At 62.0% G+C, this 18,815-nt stretch carries 24 protein-coding genes and 1 other RNA gene; 13 read left to right on the top strand and 12 right to left on the bottom strand.

The annotated features are described in order from the left end of the window. Nucleotides 1–52: 52 nt before the first annotated feature. Together NKJ23_RS02675 and NKJ23_RS02680 are read left to right on the top strand one after the other, a co-directional pair. A complete protein-coding gene (locus NKJ23_RS02675; protein WP_352677967.1) occupies nucleotides 53–1,537 on the top strand; it encodes a carboxypeptidase M32 in 1,485 nt (494 codons plus the stop codon). A 206-nt stretch (nucleotides 1,538–1,743) separates the two neighbouring features. Continuing rightward, entirely contained in the window at nucleotides 1,744–3,771 is a 2,028-nt protein-coding gene (locus NKJ23_RS02680) for a DUF3857 domain-containing protein (protein WP_352677969.1), read from the top strand. Nucleotides 3,772–3,889: 118 nt separating this feature from the next. On the opposite strand, the gene NKJ23_RS02685 is transcribed toward NKJ23_RS02680, so the two are convergent. Continuing rightward, nucleotides 3,890–5,692, bottom strand: coding sequence for an ABC transporter transmembrane domain-containing protein (locus NKJ23_RS02685; protein ID WP_352677972.1), 1,803 nt, complete (start codon nucleotides 5,690–5,692; stop codon nucleotides 3,890–3,892). Between the two features lie 204 nt (nucleotides 5,693–5,896). On the opposite strand from NKJ23_RS02685, the gene rpmE reads away from it, so the two are divergent. Next, nucleotides 5,897–6,118, top strand: coding sequence for a 50S ribosomal protein L31 (rpmE, locus tag NKJ23_RS02690; RefSeq protein WP_006327661.1), 222 nt, complete (start codon nucleotides 5,897–5,899; stop codon nucleotides 6,116–6,118). 69 nt (nucleotides 6,119–6,187) lie between these two features. On the opposite strand, the gene NKJ23_RS02695 is transcribed toward rpmE, so the two are convergent. Continuing rightward, a complete protein-coding gene (locus NKJ23_RS02695) occupies nucleotides 6,188–6,829 on the bottom strand; it encodes a TetR/AcrR family transcriptional regulator (RefSeq protein WP_352677975.1) in 642 nt (213 codons plus the stop codon). A 133-nt stretch (nucleotides 6,830–6,962) separates the two neighbouring features. Between NKJ23_RS02695 and NKJ23_RS02700 the strand changes: the two genes are divergently transcribed. Beyond that, nucleotides 6,963–7,442 (top strand): anthrone oxygenase family protein, encoded by a 480-nt coding sequence (locus NKJ23_RS02700; RefSeq protein ID WP_352677978.1) that lies wholly within the window; start codon nucleotides 6,963–6,965, stop codon nucleotides 7,440–7,442. A gap of 26 nt (nucleotides 7,443–7,468) precedes the next feature. Here the strand turns inward: NKJ23_RS02700 and NKJ23_RS02705 are convergent, their stop codons facing one another. The 3 genes from NKJ23_RS02705 to NKJ23_RS02715 form a co-directional block, all read right to left on the bottom strand. Continuing rightward, entirely contained in the window at nucleotides 7,469–7,780 is a 312-nt protein-coding gene (locus tag NKJ23_RS02705) for an Rdx family protein (protein WP_023719638.1), read from the bottom strand. Beyond that, nucleotides 7,777–8,526 carry a YebC/PmpR family DNA-binding transcriptional regulator gene (locus NKJ23_RS02710; RefSeq protein ID WP_352677980.1) on the bottom strand — a complete coding sequence of 250 codons (750 nt, stop codon included), beginning with the start codon at nucleotides 8,524–8,526 and terminating at the stop codon, nucleotides 7,777–7,779. Before NKJ23_RS02710 ends, NKJ23_RS02705 begins: the two co-directional genes overlap by 4 nt. A gap of 236 nt (nucleotides 8,527–8,762) precedes the next feature. After that, nucleotides 8,763–9,086: an ArsR/SmtB family transcription factor gene (locus NKJ23_RS02715; protein WP_023678030.1), complete on the bottom strand. Its 324-nt coding sequence runs from the start codon at nucleotides 9,084–9,086 to the stop codon at nucleotides 8,763–8,765. Between the two features lie 51 nt (nucleotides 9,087–9,137). On the opposite strand from NKJ23_RS02715, the gene NKJ23_RS02720 reads away from it, so the two are divergent. The 3 genes from NKJ23_RS02720 to NKJ23_RS02730 are packed head-to-tail and all read left to right on the top strand — an operon-like array spanning nucleotide 9,138 to nucleotide 10,497. Further along, the gene (locus NKJ23_RS02720; RefSeq protein ID WP_352450849.1) at nucleotides 9,138–9,620 is read left to right on the top strand and encodes an SRPBCC domain-containing protein; all 483 of its coding nucleotides are present in this window, start codon (nucleotides 9,138–9,140) and stop codon (nucleotides 9,618–9,620) included. A gap of 17 nt (nucleotides 9,621–9,637) precedes the next feature. Next, entirely contained in the window at nucleotides 9,638–10,000 is a 363-nt protein-coding gene (locus NKJ23_RS02725) for a VOC family protein (protein ID WP_352677983.1), read from the top strand. Between the two features lie 29 nt (nucleotides 10,001–10,029). Next, nucleotides 10,030–10,497, top strand: a complete 468-nt coding sequence (locus NKJ23_RS02730; RefSeq protein ID WP_352677985.1) for an SRPBCC family protein — start codon at nucleotides 10,030–10,032, stop codon at nucleotides 10,495–10,497. Between the two features lie 35 nt (nucleotides 10,498–10,532). On the opposite strand, the gene NKJ23_RS02735 is transcribed toward NKJ23_RS02730, so the two are convergent. The 4 genes from NKJ23_RS02735 to ssrS form a co-directional block, all read right to left on the bottom strand. Beyond that, nucleotides 10,533–11,297 (bottom strand): TerC family protein, encoded by a 765-nt coding sequence (locus tag NKJ23_RS02735; protein ID WP_352677987.1) that lies wholly within the window; start codon nucleotides 11,295–11,297, stop codon nucleotides 10,533–10,535. 70 nt (nucleotides 11,298–11,367) lie between these two features. After that, nucleotides 11,368–12,192 carry a TIGR00282 family metallophosphoesterase gene (locus NKJ23_RS02740; RefSeq protein WP_023678036.1) on the bottom strand — a complete coding sequence of 275 codons (825 nt, stop codon included), beginning with the start codon at nucleotides 12,190–12,192 and terminating at the stop codon, nucleotides 11,368–11,370. Nucleotides 12,193–12,273: 81 nt separating this feature from the next. Further along, nucleotides 12,274–12,861 (bottom strand): 5-formyltetrahydrofolate cyclo-ligase, encoded by a 588-nt coding sequence (locus NKJ23_RS02745; protein WP_352677990.1) that lies wholly within the window; start codon nucleotides 12,859–12,861, stop codon nucleotides 12,274–12,276. A gap of 141 nt (nucleotides 12,862–13,002) precedes the next feature. Further along, nucleotides 13,003–13,158: non-coding RNA, 6S RNA (ssrS, locus tag NKJ23_RS02750), on the bottom strand. A 176-nt stretch (nucleotides 13,159–13,334) separates the two neighbouring features. Between ssrS and NKJ23_RS02755 the strand changes: the two genes are divergently transcribed. The 6 genes from NKJ23_RS02755 (at nucleotide 13,335) to msrB (ending at nucleotide 17,563) form a co-directional block, all read left to right on the top strand. Next, complete coding sequence (locus NKJ23_RS02755) at nucleotides 13,335–14,174, top strand: AAA family ATPase (protein ID WP_352677992.1); 840 nt, start codon at nucleotides 13,335–13,337, stop codon at nucleotides 14,172–14,174. Between the two features lie 118 nt (nucleotides 14,175–14,292). Beyond that, a complete protein-coding gene (locus NKJ23_RS02760; RefSeq protein WP_352677995.1) occupies nucleotides 14,293–14,739 on the top strand; it encodes a GNAT family N-acetyltransferase in 447 nt (148 codons plus the stop codon). 33 nt (nucleotides 14,740–14,772) lie between these two features. Then, nucleotides 14,773–15,033 (top strand): type II toxin-antitoxin system HicB family antitoxin, encoded by a 261-nt coding sequence (locus NKJ23_RS02765; RefSeq protein WP_352677997.1) that lies wholly within the window; start codon nucleotides 14,773–14,775, stop codon nucleotides 15,031–15,033. A gap of 3 nt (nucleotides 15,034–15,036) precedes the next feature. After that, entirely contained in the window at nucleotides 15,037–16,227 is a 1,191-nt protein-coding gene (locus tag NKJ23_RS02770; protein WP_352677999.1) for a vWA domain-containing protein, read from the top strand. Beyond that, the gene (locus NKJ23_RS02775; protein ID WP_352678002.1) at nucleotides 16,228–17,049 is read left to right on the top strand and encodes an MBL fold metallo-hydrolase; all 822 of its coding nucleotides are present in this window, start codon (nucleotides 16,228–16,230) and stop codon (nucleotides 17,047–17,049) included. 109 nt (nucleotides 17,050–17,158) lie between these two features. After that, nucleotides 17,159–17,563 (top strand): peptide-methionine (R)-S-oxide reductase MsrB, encoded by a 405-nt coding sequence (gene msrB / locus NKJ23_RS02780; protein WP_352678004.1) that lies wholly within the window; start codon nucleotides 17,159–17,161, stop codon nucleotides 17,561–17,563. 3 nt (nucleotides 17,564–17,566) lie between these two features. On the opposite strand, the gene NKJ23_RS02785 is transcribed toward msrB, so the two are convergent. From NKJ23_RS02785 to NKJ23_RS02795, 3 genes are all read right to left on the bottom strand, one after another. Further along, nucleotides 17,567–17,881, bottom strand: a complete 315-nt coding sequence (locus tag NKJ23_RS02785) for a hypothetical protein (protein WP_352678006.1) — start codon at nucleotides 17,879–17,881, stop codon at nucleotides 17,567–17,569. A gap of 66 nt (nucleotides 17,882–17,947) precedes the next feature. After that, the gene (locus tag NKJ23_RS02790) at nucleotides 17,948–18,388 is read right to left on the bottom strand and encodes a hypothetical protein (RefSeq protein ID WP_352678008.1); all 441 of its coding nucleotides are present in this window, start codon (nucleotides 18,386–18,388) and stop codon (nucleotides 17,948–17,950) included. Between the two features lie 61 nt (nucleotides 18,389–18,449). Continuing rightward, the gene (locus NKJ23_RS02795; protein WP_023719653.1) at nucleotides 18,450–18,710 is read right to left on the bottom strand and encodes a DUF2312 domain-containing protein; all 261 of its coding nucleotides are present in this window, start codon (nucleotides 18,708–18,710) and stop codon (nucleotides 18,450–18,452) included. Nucleotides 18,711–18,815: the final 105 nt, after the last annotated feature.

Genomic DNA, 18,815 nt, shown 5'->3' on the forward strand with positions numbered 1-18,815 from the left:
CAACAGTTTTGCATTGGTATCTTTTCCCGCCGTCAAATCAGCGGAACCCACAATGTCCTTTCAAAAACTCGACGACCTCGGCCACAAGCTCGAAGCGCTGGAACACGCCCTCGCCATCCTCGGCGCCGACGAGGCGACCCATATGGCGGTCGGCGGCGGCGAGAAGCGCGCAGAGGCAATGTCGGCGCTTGCCGGCATGCACCATGCCCGGGCGACTGCGCCGGAGATTGCCGACTGGATCGCGGCGGCCGAGCAGGAGGCGCTGAACGAAGAGCAGCAGGCCGCGGTCAGGGAATTCCGCCGGCAATACACCAACCTGACCTGCCTGCCGGTCGAGTTCGTCGAGCGCCAGACGACCGCGCGCATGCGCTCCGAGCAGCTCTGGCGCGACCTGCGCGCCAAGAACGACTGGGCGGGTTTCCTACCGGCGCTCGAAGGCGTCGTGGCGCTGGTCCGCGAGGAGGCGGCCCTTCGCGCCGAGGTGCTCGGGCTCGAGCCTTACGACGCGCTGATGGAGCAATATGACCCGGGCAATCGCGCCGCCGACATCACGCCTGTGTTTGTCGAGTTGAAGACCTTCCTGAAAGGCTTCGTGCCGGAGGCACTGGCCGTGCAGGAAGAGCGGCTGGCGAAACATCCGCTGAAGCCGCTTTCCGGCAGATACCCCTTGGACAAGCAGCGCGAGCTTGGCCTCGCCATGATGGCGGCGGTCGGCTTCGACCTCACCCACGGCTCGCTGTCGGTTTCGCACCATCCCTTCTGCGGCGGCGTGCCGAGCGACGTGCGCATCACCACCCGCTACAAGACCTCGGATTTCCTGTCGGCGCTGATGGGCGTGCTGCACGAGACCGGCCATGCGCTGTACGAGCAGAACCTGCCGAAGGCGTGGGCGCACTGGCCTCTGGGCAGAGCGCGCGGCATGGCGGTGCATGAAAGCCAGAGCCTGTTCGTCGAAAAGCAGATCGGCCGCAATCCAGAATTCTGGCGCTGGGCGCTGCCGGTGGTCGAAAGACACCTCGGCGAGAGCTGGACGATCGACGACATCCTGCCGCATGTACACCGCGTCGAGCGCGGCCTGATCCGCGTCGATGCCGACGAGGTCACCTATCCGCTGCACGTCATCCTGCGCTACGAGCTGGAGCAGGAGCTTGTCTCGGGACGGCTGGAAGCAGCCGACCTGCCCGAAGCCTGGGATGCCAAGATGCGCGATTATCTCGGCCTGTCGACATCAGACAATCCGGCTGACGGTCCGATGCAGGACGTCCACTGGCCGGGTGCCGCCTTCGGCTATTTCCCTTCCTACACGCTGGGCGCCATGATGGCGGCGCAGCAATGGGCGGCGCTGACCAGGGATCATCCTTCAGCCGACGAAGACCTCGCCAAGGGAGATTTCGCCGCGATCAATGACTGGCGCCGCAAAAGGATCTGGTCGCAAGGCTCGCGCTGGTCGACACCGGAACTGCTCGAACGCGCTACCGGCGAAAAGCTCGATGCCGCACATTTCACTAACCATCTGAAGAAGCGGTACGGGAACTGAGCCGCTTCGTCTATTCCAGGTTCTTGCCGCGGTGACTGCAGAAATCCGCGAAACTGGCCTTTACTTTGGTGGAAAAGCCTCTGAAAAAGGAGTTCTTCCAAGTTGGGCGAGCGTAGATGTCTGTCTGTTACAGTTTTCATAGGATGAAGTCTTTCTGGCCCCGCTTGGTATTTTTCATCTTATTGATCGGCCTGAGTTCTCCGGCCATGTCCGACGACATGGTTCTCAAGGGTCCGGCAGAAAGCTGGGTAAAGCAGCTTGATATTCCGGCTGCCGATCCCACCCGATCGGATCAAATCAAGAATGGCGTTTCATGGCTGCTCTCGGACGACCAGATCAAGCATCGCGCCGGCGGCTATGTCGAGTACTCGCGCACCGTCTATAAAATTGTCGACCGTCCCGGCCTCGATCGTGGCGCGAGTATCGATCTGCAGTTCGATCCGTCCCGGCACAAGGTCACGCTCAACCATCTTCACATCATCCGCGATGGCGCCGTTCTGGACCGGCTGGAAGGCGTCAAATTCGACATCTTCCGCAGGGAAAGAGACGCCGAGAAGGGCGTCTTCGACGGCTGGCTGACTGCACATGTCAACATCGATGATGTGCGCACCGGCGACATCGTCGATTACGGGTCGACCTACGAAGTAACACCGCTGGTCGGCAAGGACCTTTTCTTCAAGAATTTCTCCACCGAATGGGAAGAGCCGGTAGCGCTTATCCGCACAAGCATCATTTGGCCTTCGGGCCAGCCGCTCCAGATCAAGACAAGGGGAACCCGACTTAAGCCCTCAATCTCCCCGACTGGGCCGGACACCACCTATCTATGGGAAATTCCAAACCCGAAACCGGTCAATGTCGAGGACAACCTGCCCGTGACCTATCCAGGCTGGGGCTCCATCGATGTCGCGTCTACCGCGAATTGGCAAAGTGTGGTCGATGCCGTTGCGCCCTATTACAAGCCAGCGACCGTTTTTCCCCCGGCTTTTGCCGCAAAGCTCGACGACATCGCTCTGCGGCATCCGGTGCCCGAAGACCGGATGGTCGAGGCAATGCGGTTGGTGCAGGACCAGATCCGCTATGTAAGCCTGTCGATGGGTGCCGGTTCCTACGTTCCGCGTGATCCCGCGACGGTTATCCTGAGCGGGTTCGGTGACTGCAAGGACAAGGCCCTGCTGCTGGTTTCGTCGCTTGTGCGGCTTGGCATTGCTGCCGAGGTCGCCTTGGCCGATCTCGACGAGGGACGGGCCCTGGACCAGCATCTGCCGGCGCTCCGCGATTTCGACCATGCCATCGTCAAGGCAAGGATCGGAGCAAAGACATATTGGCTGGACGCCACGAACTATCTTCAGGGCGGCAGGGCGCACAATCTCGCACAGCCGGACTACGGCTTCGCGCTGCCGCTTTCCAGCACCGGCGGGTTGGAGAAGATGCCGAGCCCTGTGCTTGCCAGCCCATCGATCCAGATCGCCGAGGAATTCGACTTTCCGCGGAAACCGGGCGATCCCCTCGTGCTGACGGTCTTCTCGACATATGAGGACGCCGATGCCGATTGGATGCGCGGCAATTTCGCCAGCAGGTCGCTGAGCGAGGTGTCGGACGCCTACCTGAAATACTACAACAAGCAATATCCGGGCATCCAAACCATCGCCAAGCCGGAAATCGTGGATCGGCGCGACGGCAACATAGTGAGCGTGAAGGAAAGTTATCGCTTGCCGGCGGAGGCGCTGACGGCCAACGATCTGGCAAAGAATTTCCCGATCCGCGCGGCCGATCTCGGCAACAACTCTCTTCCAACCCCGACAATCGTCGACCGAACCGGGCCCGTCTCCCTCGGCCCCCAGTTCTACCGCCGCCACAAGGTGACCGTGCGCAACCTCAAGGCGAGGTTTTCCGGCGAGTCGATGAAAAACGTCGTGACGCCCTATCTGTCTCTCAAGGCATCCTGGTCCAACACGCCCACCGAATTTCAAGTTGAATGGAACTTTCAGACGCTGGCGACTGAAGTACCGGCCAAGGCGATTGCCGATTATCTGAAAACCGTCGATGACGTCGCAGACCAGGTTCGCTGGCAGTACGATTTTACCTATGAAGAGCCGCCTGCCGATGTGCAGCTCAGCGATCCGGCAAAGGAGCAGCGACAGACCGTCGCCAGCATGCTTTTGTTGTCGTTGCTTGTCGGCGTTCCCCTGTTCATAGCCTATCGACGCGGCAAACGCCGAGCTTTCGGTAGCTGAAGAAACTCGGCGGCCGCCGGGGACCATGATCCCGAAAAGTGGATGCCGGTTTTCGGAAAAGACCATGGTCAAACAAGAAGATGGAGCCTCATCCCGATTTCATCGGGATGGAGCGATGCTACTCGGCCGCGCCCCTGAAAGCATTCGCCCCGGTGTCGAACTGCAGCTTGGCAAGCCGCGCATAGATGCCGCCCTTGGCGACCAGGCTCTGATGCGTGCCTTCCTCGACGATGCGGCCGCCATCCATGACCAGGATGCGATCGGCCTTCAGCACGGTTGCCAGCCGATGGGCGATGACGATCGTGGTGCGGCCCTTCATCAGCCGGTCCAGCGCCGTCTGCACCAGCGTCTCGCTTTCGGCATCTAGCGCCGAGGTCGCCTCGTCGAGCAGCAGGATGGGCGCATCGCGCAAAATGGCGCGGGCGATCGCCACGCGCTGGCGCTGGCCGCCCGACAGCGTCACGCCGCGCTCGCCGACCTGGCTGTCATAGCCCTTTTCGAGTTTCAGGATGAACTCGTCGGCAAGCGCGTCCTTCGCCGCCGCCTCGATCTCGGCCTGGCTGGCGCCAGGCCGGCCAAAGCCGATATTGTCGCGCGCGCTTGCGGCAAAGATGGTGACGTCCTGCGGCACGATGGCGATCCGCGCGCGGATCGCGGCCGGATCGGCCTCGCGCAGATCGACCCCGTCGATGACGATCCTGCCGGCCTCCGGATCGTAAAAGCGCAGAAGCAGCGAAAACACCGTGCTCTTGCCGGCGCCGGATGGCCCGACGATTGCCACCGTCTCACCGGGTTTGACCTGAAAGCTCAGGCCATGGACGGCGGCGCGGTCGGGCCGGGCCGGATAGGAGAAGGAGACATCGTCGAAGCTGATCGCGCCTCTCGCCTTTGCCGGCAGCGGCTTCGGATCGGCGGGCGCCTGGATCGCGGGTTTCTCGGCCAGGATCTCGGTCAGCCGTTCGGCAGCGCCCGCTGCCTGGGACAGTTCGCCCCAGACTTCCGACAGGGCGCCGAGCGCGCCGGCGGCGAACACCGAATAGAGCAGGAATTGGCCAAGCGTGCCTGGCGACAGCGTGCCGTCGAGCACGTCGCGCGAACCGAACCACAGCACCGCCACGACCGAGGAAAAGATCATGAAGATGGCGAAGAAGGTGAGAAAGGAGCGGGCAAAGATCGAGGCCCGCGCCGCTTCGAACGCTGCTTCCACGGCGGATGAAAAATACCCGGTTACAAGCTTCTCGTTGGTGAAGGCCTGCAGGGTGCGCACCGCGCCGATCTGCTCGCTGGCGTAGGCGGTGGCATTGGCCAGAGTATCCTGCGCCAGCCGTGACTTGCGCCGCACCGAGCGGCCGAAGGCGACCAGCGGCAGCACGATTAGCGGAATGGCCGCGATGACCAGGCCGGACAGTTTTGGGCTGGTGAAGACCATCATCGCCACGGCGCCAAGGCCGAGGATGACGTTGCGCAAAGCCACCGAGGCGGTGGCACCGACGGCCGATTTAACCTGTGTCGTGTCGGCGGCGAGCCGCGAGACGACCTCGCCCGACTGGGCCGTGTCGAAAAAGGATGGCGACAGCGTTGTGACGTGGGCAAAGACATCGCGGCGGATATCGGCAACGACGCGCTCGCCGAGCGTGATGACGAAATAGTAGCGGCTGGCCGACGCCGCCGCCAGCACGGCGGCCATTACCACCAGCATAGCGAAATATTCGGCAATGAAGCTGGAATCGGAAGCGGAAAAGCCGTGGTCTATCATCCGCCGCACGGCCAGCGGCAGCGCCAGCGTCGTCGCCGCCGCGACGGCCAGTGAGACGATCGCGCCGATGACCATTTTGCGGTAATGCGTGATGTAGGGAAACAGGCGCTGCAGCGGCTTCAGCGAGCGCCTGCGCTCGTCTGCATCGCCGCTGATGTTCGCCATGACCGTTTCCTTTGGCCCTTTGAGGCTTGCGCCATCAATATGCGCTTGCCGCGGCCTTGTGATTCAATTCCGGCTGATGTATAGGCTCGCCGACCGTTTTAGAAGCCGTGGCTCCTCAATAGCTGCGGCTTCGAGTTTTAAAAAGGGGCGCATCGACGCAGGCTTTAGCCCGTCGGCAGCACCCGGCAAGCCAGGAACAGACCCATGAAGACCGATATTCATCCCGACTACCACACCATCAAGGTCGTCATGACCGACGGCACCGAATACATGACCCGTTCGACCTGGGGCAAGGAAGGCGATACGATGAACCTCGATATCGACCCCACCACCCATCCGGCCTGGACTGGCGGCCAGCAGACCCTGCTCGACCGCGGTGGCCGCCTGTCGAAGTTCAAGAAGCGTTTCGAAGGCTTCGGCCTCTAAGCCGCATTGGCGTTTCGCAGATCGAGAAACCCGCCTTCGTGGCGGGTTTTTTATTGCGAAAATACGGCCCTATTCGCCGACCAGCTCGCGCAGCGCCATCCGCTTGTAGGCGGCAACCAGCCTGTCGCCCTCTTGCCGCCCGACCGAGATCGCCAGCCGCATTGCGGCCTCGCCCATCTGCCAGATGAGAAACGCCGTCGTTTCCAGCGCTTCCGGATCGGCGGATGGCCGCAGCCGTTTCAGCACGGCTGTAAGGAATTCGGCGTTGGCCCGGCTATCGGCAAGCTCGAGTTCGCGTAGCGCCTTGTCGGCCTGCGTGCCCGACCAGATGTCGCGCATCACCGGCTCCGCCAGGAACATTCCGTAGTAGATATTCACCAGTTCCGAAAATGCCCGACGCAGGCCGTCGGCGTCATTGACCTCGGCTAGCGCTGCCGCAATGCAGGCCTGGCTTTCGGCGGTGTAGCGTTCGGCCAGCGCCCAGATGAGCGCCCTCTTGTCGGGGAAGAACTGGTAGAGCGAGCCGATCGACACGCCGGCCCTCTCGGCCACCTCGCCCATGCGCATGGCGTCGCTGCCTTGCTCGGCGATCAGCGCCGAGGCGGCGGCCAGCATCCGCTCGACCCGCTCGCGGCTGCGCTGCTGGCTCGGCGCCCGGCGCGGCGATGCGGCCTGCTCGTTGGGGGAACCCGGTGCAGCGGTGCCTTCCATGACTGTCTCCAGAAAAATGGCTTGACTGACAAAATACGAGGATTTATCACGTTTTGCAAATGTGAGGATCGCTCACATTTTCTAAACGCCACGCCAATCAAATTGCTCGAACCCCGAAACCGGAGCAACTGACATGATCATGAAACTGCTTCCCACCCTCACCTTCGTCGCTGCCATTGGCTCAGGCGTTGTCGGCGGCGTTTTCTTCGCCTTCTCCAACTTTATCATGCCGGCGCTCGCCCGCTTGCCTGCCGCAGGCGGCATCGCCGCCATGAATTCGATCAACATCACCGTGATCACGCCGGCATTCATGACCGCACTTTTCGGCACCGGGCTGGTCTGTCTTGTCCTTGCCGCCGGCGCTCTTATCGGCTGGAGCCAACCGGGTGCATTCTGGCTCCTCGCCGGCGCCCTGATCTATGTCGTCGGCAATCCGATCGTGACGATGATGTTCAACGTGCCGCTCAACAACGCCCTGGCTGCGGTCGATCCGGCAAGCGCCAACAGCGCCGCGGTATGGGCCACCTACCTCAGGGACTGGGTGATGTGGAACCACGTCCGCACCATCACCGCCATCGTGGCGCTGGGCTGCTTCATCTTCGCATGGCGGTGAATGCAGGACGGAAGTCAAAAAGGCCCTCAGGCAGGGTCTTTTGACTTATGGCCCTTGCGGTCGGCATGGCCGAGATCGCGATCCGGATCGATGACGTCGCGAACCAGCTGCTTGAGCTTTGCGGCGTCGGGAAAACCGCCGTCACGCTTGCGGTCCCAGACCAGCGTGTCATTGCAGGAAATGGTGAAGATGCCGCCGGTGCCGGGCACCAGCGTCACCTCGCCGAGATCGGTACCGAAGGTGGACAGCAGCTCCTGCGCCATCCAGCCGGCCCTGAGCAGCCACAGGCACTGCGTGCAATAGGTGATGCGGACTGTGGGCAGCGCGTGTTGGGTCATGCCGCGCTGAGCTTTGCCAAGGTCTCCTCGTCGACCTCGAAATTGGCGTAGACGCTCTGCACGTCGTCGTCGTCCTCGAGCGTCGCAACCAGCTTCATCAGCGATTGTGCCCGCTCCTCGTCGACCGCGACATTGGTCTGCGGCTTCCAGATCGGCTTCACCGATTCAGCCTCGCCGAGTGCGCCTTCCAGCGCCTTCGACACTTCGCCGAGATTCTCGAAAGCGCAGTAGATCGTGTGGCCTTCCTCGTCCGACTGGACGTCGTCGGCACCGGCCTCGATCGCCGCGTCCATCACCTTCTCGGCGCTGCCGGCCGATGCCGGATAGTAGATCTCGCCGACGCGGTCCCACATGAACGATACCGAGCCGGTCTCGCCCATCGCCCCGCCCGCCTTGGTGAAGGCAGCGCGCACGTTCGACGCCGAGCGGTTGCGGTTGTCGGTCAGCGCCTCGACGATCAGCGCGACGCCGCCTGGCCCGTAACCCTCGTAGCGCACGGCTTCGTAGGTCTCGGCATCGCCCATCGACGCCTTGTTGATGGCGCGCTGGATATTGTCCTTCGGCATCGACACCGCCTTGGCGTTCTGCACCGCAAGGCGCAGGCGCGGGTTCATCGATGGATCGGGCGTGCCGCTCTTGGCGGCGACGGTGATTTCGCGCGCCAGCTTGGAAAACATTTTCGACCGCACTGCATCCTGGCGGCCCTTGCGGTGCATGATGTTCTTGAACTGTGAATGGCCAGCCATGGCACCCCTGTCATCTTCTCGGCTAGAGCATCTGCCGCCTGGTGAACCACCCGGCATCTTGCAAAATGCTCGAATTCAAAATTTCAGAACGTCCTGCTGCGTCCCTGACGGACGGACGGCGCTCGCTGTCGGAATGGCCGGCTTATAGATAAATCGGCTCAATTCGTCCAGCCGCGCCATTGCTGCCGGCACGCAAGGCTTTCAAGATCCGAAATCGGCAGGCTTCGGCAAACTTTTCATCCCTCAAGATCGGATTTCAGCCGGTCGAGGATGCTGATCGCGTGCGTGGCATATTGACTGATCCAGCGGTCGTGGATGTGCTTGATCGGCAGCGCGTTGAGATGGTTCCAGCGTTCGCGCCCCTCGCGCCGAGCCACGACCAGGTCGGCCTCCTCCAGCACCTTCAGGTGCAGCATGACCGTGCAGCGGTCCATGTCGGGGAAGGCATCGCACAACATACCGGTGGTCTGCGGCGCATCCTTCAGCCGGTCCAGCAACGCACGCCGGCGCGGATGCGCCAGCGCCTTGAAAACATTGTCGTCTCGCGATTGGCTTGACATGTTATATTTCTATAACATATCCTTGAGCCATTCAAGGAAGGAGCTGTGGATATGTCTCTTGGATTCAGGGTTTCTGGCCGCATCGGCAAACCCGTCGCCGAAGTCTTCGATGCGGTCGTCAATCCGAAGAAACTCAGCGGCTACTTCACCACGATCGGCGGCGCCAGCGCACTGCTGGAGGCGGGCGCCACCGTCATCTGGTGGGGCAAGGTTCCGGTCGAGGTCGACGAGGTGAAGAAAGACAGCCGCATCGTGCTGCGCTGGGATGCCACCGACGCCGACGGCAAGCCGACCTACAAGACCCGCATCGAAATGAATTTCGAACCGCTCGACGATGGCGGCACCTTTGTCACCATCGCCGAAACCGGCTGGCACGAGGACGCGGTCGGCCTGAAGAAGTCCTACCTCAATTGCGAGGGCTGGTCGCAGATGCTGGCCTGCATGAAGGCCTATGTCGAATACGGCATCAATCTGCGCGACGGCTATTACCGCAGCGAGATGAAGGGCGAGCCGGCCAACGAGAACAACATCTGAGAGCAAATGGAGTAAGAATGACCGCGAAGATCACCGGCGGCATCAACATCGCCATGAAAGTCCCGCCGCATCAATACCAGGCAACGATCGCCTTCTATCGCGACGTCATCGGCCTGAAGCCATTCACGGCCAAACCGCCGGCCGTCGGCTTCGAACTCGGTCCCAATCGACTGTGGATCGACGAGGCGCCGATGATGAGCCAGGCCGAGATCTGGCTGGAACTGTTCACCGATGATTTTCCGGCCGCTGCGGAGCATCTCGCCAAGGCCGGTGTCGTGCGCTGCGACGCCACCGAGGCACTGGGTGAAGGCTTTCGCGGCGGCTGGATCACCAACCCGGCCGACATCATTCACCTGGTGCGCGAACCCGATGCCTGGTGAACAGGCGACGCCGTGGAAAGGAGGACGAAATGGAAATCCGCGAAACACCGACCGCCGAAGCCGGCATGCTGATAAGGAGGCCGGTCGACGACGTATTCGAAGCCTTCGTCGATCCGGCGATCACGACGAAGTTCTGGTTCACCCATGGCAGCGACAGGCTGGACAGCGGCAACAAAGTTCGCTGGGAATGGCGCATGTATGGCGTCTCGACGACGGTCAATGTCAGTGAGATCGTCGATAACAAGAAGATCGTCATGCAATGGAGCGATCCGCCGACCACGGTAGTGTGGACTTTCGCCGAGATGCCGGGCAACACGACCTTTGTCGAGGTCCGCAATTTCGGCTTTGCCGGCAGCCCCGACGAGCAGGTCAAGCAGGCGATCGACTCGACCGGCGGTTTTGCGCTGGTGCTCGCCGGCGCCAAGGCGTGGCTGGAGCAAGGCCTGACGCTTGGCCTGATCGGCGACCGTCATCCGAGGGGCGTGCCGGCGACTTAAAAAACGCGCCGGCCTGCCCAGACCGGTGCGCGGCGTCAGTGGCCGCCGGATTTTGCCTTCTTCCGCCGCCGCGCCAGCATGTTGAGCCCTTCGACCAGTGCCGAAAAGCCCATGGCGGCGTAGATGTAGCCTTTCGGCACGTGGTAACCCATGCCGTCGGCGATCAGCGTCATGCCGATCATCAGCAGGAAGCCGAGGGCCAGCATGACGATGCTGGGGTTCCTGGCGATAAAGTCGGCCAGCGGCCCGGCCGCCAGCATCATCACGCTCACCGCCACGATCACCGCGATGTACATGATCGCGATTTCGTCGGTCATGCCGACGGCGGTGATGATCGAGTCGATCGAGAAGACGAGGTCGAGCAGCAATATCTGGAAAATCGCGCCGGCCAGCGAAAGCTGCAGCGTCTCGCCCATCATGGTGTCCTGGTGATCATCGAGATCGACCGTGTGGTGGATTTCCTTGGTCGCCTTCCAGACGAGAAACAGGCCGCCGGCGATCAGGATCAGGTCGCGCCATGAAAAGCCGTGGCCGAAGGCGGTGAATATCGGCGTCGTCAGTTGGACGATGATCGAGATGGTGGCCAGCAGGATCAGCCGCATCACCAGCGCGGCGGATATGCCGAGCCGCCGGGCGCGGGCCCGCTGCGCTACCGGCAATTTGTTGGTCAAAATCGAGATGAAGATCAGATTGTCGATGCCGAGCACGACCTCCAGCACGATCAGCGTCAGCAGCGCGACCCATGCCGTCGGGTCGGAGACAAAGGCGAAATGCGGCGCCAGGAATTCGACTAGCTGCATGGAGGTCGTCCCCTCTACGATCTAGAGCAGTTTCGCCGGCAATTGGGTATTGCAAGCGTCTATATCAATGTCACGACCAGAAGGATGGAGCCGTTTCCTCCAGCCGCGGGCCGCGGCGAAACGGCGCGATCCGTTCGGTCAGGCCGCTACGGTCGGAAATGTCGACGCCGACGCCGCACAATGTCGCCGGTCCGGTCGAGGCCTCGAAGCGGCCTTTCGGCACCTTGGACAAGAACCGGTTGAGCGGCTCCTCCTTATCCATGCCGAGCGAGGAATCGTAATCGCCGCACATGCCGGCATCGGAAATATAACCGGTGCCGCCATTGAGGATCTGGTGATCGCCGGTCGGCTGATGCGTGTGGGTGCCGACAACAAGGCTGGCACGGCCGTCGACGAAGTGAGCGAAACACATTTTTTCCGAGGTCGCCTCGGCATGGAAATCGATGACGATCGCATCGGCCTGCTCACCAAGCGGACAAGCGGCAAGTTCGCGCTCGCCGGCCTGGAACGGATCGTCGAGCTCGGGATGCATGAACACCCGGCCCATGATGTTGGCGACCAGCACGCGCGCGCCGTTCCTGGCGATGTAGACGCCTGAGCCGCGCCCCGGCGTACCCTTGGGGAAATTGGACGGACGCAGGAAGCGCTCTTCGCGCGGCGCGAAAATCAGCGCATCGCGCTGGTCCCAGACATGGTTGCCGGTGGTGACGACATCGGCGCCGGCCGAGATCGTCTCGCGAAAAATCTCCTCGGTGATGCCGAAGCCGCCGGCGGCGTTCTCGCCATTGACGATGACGAAGTCGAGCTTGAAATCCGAGATCAGGCCAGGCAGTTGTTCCCACACCGCCGTACGTCCTGTCTTGCCGACCATGTCGCCGAGGAAGAGAAGTCTCATATAAGCGTGATCCCGAACCGAAGGTCAGCGAAGCAAAAAGCTGCATGACTTTCGGAAAAGACCATGCGTCCAGGAACTTATCTACAATTTCGGCGCGAAGCGACGCAACCCGCTCTCGGTGAGTATTTCCGGAATGATCACGTCATGCGGCTCGTCAGGCACCACGGCCACCTCCTGGCAGTCGAAGGCAATGCCGATCAGCCGCGGCTGCTGCCCCTTGTCGGCCAGCCGCGCGATCGCCCGGTCGTAATAGCCGGCGCCGTAGCCGATGCGGTGGCCGCGCGCGTCGAAGGCGGCGAGCGGCACCAGCATGAGCTGGGGGTCGAGTACCTCGGCTTCCTCGTGCGGCCCGACGGTGCCGAAGCCCATGTCGACCATCGGCGCGCCGCGCACCAGTTCGCGAAAGACGATGGTGGTTTTGTCGAGAATGGCCGGCAGGCAGAGCCTTGCCCCCTTTTCGCGCAAGGCAAACATCAGCGGCCGGACGTCGACTTCCGAGCGCATCGGCCAGAAGCCTGAGACGATCTGGCCCGGCGCGACGGTGATCCGGTCTCGCGCCGTCTCGGCCATTTCGAGCGCTGCCTCCACCCGCCAGAACGGATCGAGCGCATCGCGGCGGCCGAGGGCTTGGTTGCGGAGATTCTTTTTCAGGTCTTTTGGGGAGTTCATGCGCCGACGGTAGAAAAGATCAGATTTGGATGGAGTTTTACGAGCGACGTTTTGGAGGAGCGGGGCGAACTTTTCGTTCGTGAGAGCACCGCACAAAGCGGCGCGACGACAAGATCCGCCAGACATGGCCTTTTCGACAGGTGACGATCCACACAACCGGTGGAGAGAGCGATCCCGGGAACCTACAAAGTAGGTGGGCGCCGTATGAGAAAACCCACGGGTCTTCCCAGGGACAGCTCCCTAGGGATCATTAAGGCCCCGGGGAAAATGTTCTCCTGCCGGGAAGCGCAGACCGTCTCCGCCAATATAGGCTGACGGCAGACCAAGCGCCAGAGAGACGACATGTTTCGAGTCTTAAATCGACGCAGAACCGCTCGACGAGGGTCGCGCCGGCAAGATCCCCGCTTTGCCAGCAGCGCCTTGCACAGCGAAGGCCGCGTCCTTAGGGTCGCGCGATGAACCCGGGAGCAAAAATGCGTTTCGAAGGCACGGCAGCCTATGTTGCCGACAAGGATCTGATGGTGGCGGTCAACGCGGCGATCGCGCTGGAGCGGCCGTTGCTGGTCAAGGGCGAGCCCGGTACCGGCAAGACCGAACTTGCCCGCCAGGTGGCGGCGGCGCTCGGCCTGGATCTGATCGAATGGCACGTCAAATCGACCACGCGGGCGCAGCAGGGCCTCTATGAATATGATGCCGTCTCGCGGCTGCGCGACAGCCAGCTCGGCGACGAGCGCTTCAACGATATCCGCAATTACATCAAGCGCGGCAAGCTGTGGGACGCCTTTGCTGCCGGCAAGAAAGTCGTGCTTCTGATCGACGAGATCGACAAGGCCGATATCGAGTTCCCCAACGATCTGTTGCAGGAACTGGATCGGATGGAGTTCTTCGTCTACGAGACCGGCGAGACCATCCGTGCCACCGTCCGGCCGATCGTCATCATCAGCTCCAACAACGAAAAAGAGCTGCCGGACGCCTTCCTGCGCCGCTGCTTCTTCCACTACATCCGCTTTCCCGACGTCGAGACGCTGCACAAAATCGTCGACGTGCACTATCCCGGCATCAAGCAGAACCTGGTGCGCGCCGCACTCACGCAATTCTATGAAATCCGTGACGTGCCGGGCCTCAGGAAGAAGCCGTCGACCTCCGAGGCACTCGACTGGATCCGCCTGCTGGTCGCCGACGACATCGCGCCCGAAGACCTGCGCGCCGACCCGAAGAACGCGCTGCCGAAACTGCACGGCGCCCTGCTGAAGAACGAACAGGACGTGCATCTGTTCGAGCGCCTGGCTTTCATGGCGAGACGGCAGGGGTGAGGGGCCGGTCGGCCGGAAGCCCACGAAGTCACCGGACAGCGCTTTCCCGGTGCTGGACCGTTGCCTCTAGCCGGGCACGGAGGCAGCTTCAGGTTGCCGACTTCAGAGGGAAAACGAAATGACCGAGATCACCGTCCGCCCATTGGCGCAATCTGACCATACCAACTGGCGGCGTCTGTGGACCGCCTATCTCACCTTCTACGAAACCAAGCTGCCGGAAGAGGTTTACGCCGTCACCTGGAAGCGGCTGTTCACGGCGGGCGAGTTCGAGCCAAAGGGTTTCATCGCCACCCTCGACGGCAAGGCCGTCGGCCTGACGCACTATCTCTATCATCGCTCCTGCTGGTCAGAGATAAACAACTGTTATCTGCAGGACCTGTTCGCCGACCCCGATGTGCGCGGCAAGGGCGTCGGCGCCGCCCTGATCGAAGCGGTCAAGCAGGAAGCCGGCAAGATCGGCGTCAAGAACGTCTACTGGATGACGCACGAGACCAACACCACCGCACGCAAGCTCTACGACCACGTGGCGCGCAGGACCGGCTTCATCGAATATGATCTGCTGTGATGAGAGCGGTTGAAATACCTGAGGACGAGCTGAATGATCTGCTATTTCGGAATTCTGGATAGCGCCAATGACGTCTGGGGAGTGCGGGTGCCCGATCTTCCCGGCTGCCACGGCGGCGGCGCAAGCCCCGAGGAAGCAATCGCCGACGCGACGTCCGCCACGCGCGAATGGGTCGAAGCACGTATTGCAAAGCACTTACCCATGCCCAACCCAAGTAGGGTAGCGGATTTGCTGCGATCCGGCGAAATCGACAGTTCCGGGGGTGAATCCGCCGTGATTGTGAGGCACAGATAGCAATTGTTCATCCCCTTCTTCCTCGAATTGAAGGCAGCGCGGGTTCCGGTCTCGCTCCGCGAATATCTGTCGCTGCTGGAGGGGCTGGAGGCCGGGCTGGTCGACTATGATGTCGAGGGCTTTTACTATCTCGCCCGCGCCGCTCTGGTGAAGGACGAGCGCCACATCGACCGCTTCGACCAGGTCTTTTCGCACATCTTCAAAGGTGTCGAGGCGCTGGCCGGCGAAAACGCGGTCGATGTCGCAAACATCCCGGAGGAATGGCTGCGGAGGCTCGCTGAAAAGCACCTCTCCGACGAGGAGAAGAAGCTGATCGAGGCGCTGGGGGGCTTCGGAAAGCTGATGGAGACGCTGAAGAAGCGGTTGGAGGAGCAGAAGGGCCGGCATCAGGGCGGTTCGAAATGGATCGGCACCGGCGGCACCTCGCCCTTCGGCGCCTATGGCTACAATCCCGAAGGCGTGCGCATCGGCCAGCACGAGAGCCGCAACCGCCGCGCGGTAAAAATCTGGGACAGGCGCGAGTTCAGGAATTTCGACGATGCCGTCGAACTCGGCACCCGCAACATCAAGGTCGCGCTGAAGCGCTTGCGCCGCTGGATGCGCGAAGGCGCCGAAGAGGAGTTCGACCTGCCCGGCACAATCCACGCCACCGCCGAGCACGGTTATCTTGACGTTAAGACACAACCCGAACGTCGCAACGCCGTGAAGCTGCTGATGTTCTTCGATGTCGGCGGCTCGATGGACGACCATGTCAGGAGCGTCGAGGAGCTGTTTTCGGCCGCCCGCGCCGAGTTCCGCCAGCTCGAATATTTCTATTTCCACAACTGCCTCTACGAAGGCGTGTGGAAGGACAATCGCCGCCGCCATGCCGAGGTGATTCCGACCTTCGATCTCCTCCATAAATATGGCCCCGACTACAAGATGATCGTCGTCGGCGACGCCTCGATGAGCCCCTATGAGATCGCCCAACCCGGCGGCTCGGTCGAGCATTGGAACAAGGAGGCCGGTGCCGTCTGGCTCGGCAGGCTGCTGCAGCAATGGCCGAACGCCATTTGGCTCAATCCGGAAGACGCGAAGAACTGGGGCTATACCCATTCGATTGCCATCATCCGCGATATCTTTGGCGGCCGCATGTTTCCGCTGACGCTCGCCGGCCTCGAAGCCGCGACGAAGCAACTTTCAAGGAAGCACTGAATGGATCCACGCAAAACAGGACGGTCGACCTGTTTCCTTTGCCTGCAATGCGGTGTCCAGTTCGCGGCGACAGCGACGCCGCCGCGACATTGCCCGATCTGCGAGGACGAGCGGCAATATGTGCGCTGGGAGGGCCAGGCCTGGACCACGCCGGAAGAGCTCGCGGCCGGCCATCGGCTCGTGATCAAGGATGATGCCGGCGTGCTCGCCTTCGGCATCGAGCCGCGCTTCGCTATCGGCCAGCGCGCATTGCTGGCGCAAACGCCGCACGGCAATGTGCTGTGGGACTGCATCTCGATGGTCGGCGACGAGGCGGTGGCGGAGATCAACCGCCGGGGCGGCCTGGCCGCCATCGCCATTTCGCACTGCCATTATTATTCGGCAATGGTCGAATGGAGCGCGGCGTTTGGCGGCGTGCCGATTTATCTGCACGCCGATGACCGTCAGTGGATCATGCGGCCGCATCCGGCAATCATCAGCTGGGAAGGCGAGATGCGCGCCATAAACCCATCGCTGACGCTCATCCGCTGCGGCGGCCACTTTGCCGGTGGCCAGGTGCTGCACTGGAACCGCGACGGCGGCAATGCCATCCTGGCCGGCGACATCCTGCAGGTGACGCCGACCCGCCGTCATGTCAGCTTCATGTACAGCTATCCGAACTATATCCCGCTCAACGCGACGAAAGTGCACGGCATCAAGGCCGCGCTGGAGCCTTTCGCGTTCGACCATATCTACGGCGCATGGTGGAACCAGAACGTCATCGGAGACGCAAAGGCGGCATTTTCAGCATCGGTTGCGCGCTATCTCGCCGCCATCGCCTGAGGAATTCTTCGCGGCAGAATAGGAAATACGGGCAAACGCCGTAACAAATGCCTATTTCAGGCGAAGTTGGGAAGGCAACCCAAATAGCGACATAAGCTAAGAGGAAAAAATGGACAGCCACACCTACCCCGTTACCCGCACCGATGCCGAATGGCGCGCCCGGCTGACGCCCGAGCAATATGCGGTGATGCGCAACCACGGCACCGAGCGGCCGGGAAGCTGCGCCCTGCTGCACGAGAAGCGCGCCGGCACCTTTTCCTGTGTCGGCTGCGACCAGCCCTTGTTTGAATCCAAGCTGAAATTCGAGAGCGGCACCGGTTGGCCAAGCTTCAACGATCCGGTGCCGGGCTCGGTCCAGACCACCGTCGACCGCAGCTACGGCATGGTCCGTACCGAGTGCCATTGCGCCCGCTGCGGCAGCCATCTCGGCCATGTCTTCGACGACGGCCCGCCGCCGACCGGCCTGCGCTATTGCATCAACGGCGTGGCGCTCAAATTCGAGCCGGGCGCCTGATCGTCAGGCCACGACCACCAGGATCAGCCACAACGTGGCGCCAAGCGTCATCAGCGAGGCCATGACGCCATTCGATTTTTCGGCAGTTCGCCAAACGGCAAAGGTCAGGAAGATATTGTAGGGCACCGGCGCGAAATGCACCGCCAGGACGAGCGCAAGCGGCAGCTTCAGCCCGAGCAGAATGAGTGCCGCCACCGACGACGCGACGTTGATCGCTGTGCCAACAACGACCAGGTCGCGCCAGAACAGCCGATCGAGCGGCACGCCGCCGAACCAGCGTGAGCGGAAGAAGGCGGCAACGCGCGACATGATCGTCATCGATCGACCGGCTCCCTCGCTCTGCTCACCAGAGCGATTCTAAGGATTGCGTCTGGAAACCCTGCTTTATTCCTGACCCAGAACTTCGGCAATCGCGCGCTCGAAACGCGAGGCTTCCGTCACCAGCCAGTCGGTCATCGCCGGCCAATTGTCCTCGGCAAAACAATTCACCCGCCACATCGAATTGATGCCGAGGCCGTCGCAACTTTGTTCTGGCCTGAGCTTCAGCCTGTCTTCGATGGCCGGCTGGAACGGCTTCAACCGCGACCAGGCTTGCGTGGCACCGAACTTCTCGTTGCGGCCGAAGAAGACGCCGACATGATTCTGCGCAGGCGCGACATACATGGAAAGGACCAATGCGAAATCGGGCAGCCCACGCTGCCAGAACCACGGTCCGCGCCTCGCCAGCAGAGCCCTTTCATCCGGATGCCGTGCCGCGAACAGCGTCCAGAAGCTGCGTTGGCGGAATTCAGAGGCGCGGCGGGCGCCAAAATCGAATTCGCTCATGGCTGGAATCCGTGGCTAAAACCGCTTCTCCCGCGATCGTCTCCTGCGCCGAGGCCGGCCTTTACACCATGCCGAGCGCGGCCTTGTACAGATCGAGAATGGATTCCTCTTCCTGCCGCTCGGCCTGGTCCTTCTTGCGCAGCCGGATGATCGACCGCATCGCCTTGGTGTCGAAGCCGGTGCCCTTGGCCTCTGCGAACACTTCCTTGATGTCGTCGGCAATCGTCTTCTTCTCTTCCTCGAGCCGCTCGATGCGTTCGATGAAGGCCCGCAGCTGGCCGGCGGCAACAGTCTGGCTGGTCTCGGTGATGTCGTCGGCCATAGTCTTCTCTCCGCGTCGTTTCTCGCCGCGACTCGGGGTGACCCGAGCGGCGAATTGCAGCGGTTCGATGCCCGACCGGGCGCGGCGGGTCAAGGTACTATCGAT

Source organism: Mesorhizobium sp. M0184 (assembly GCF_040322215.1).
Classification (GTDB): domain Bacteria; phylum Pseudomonadota; class Alphaproteobacteria; order Rhizobiales; family Rhizobiaceae; genus Mesorhizobium.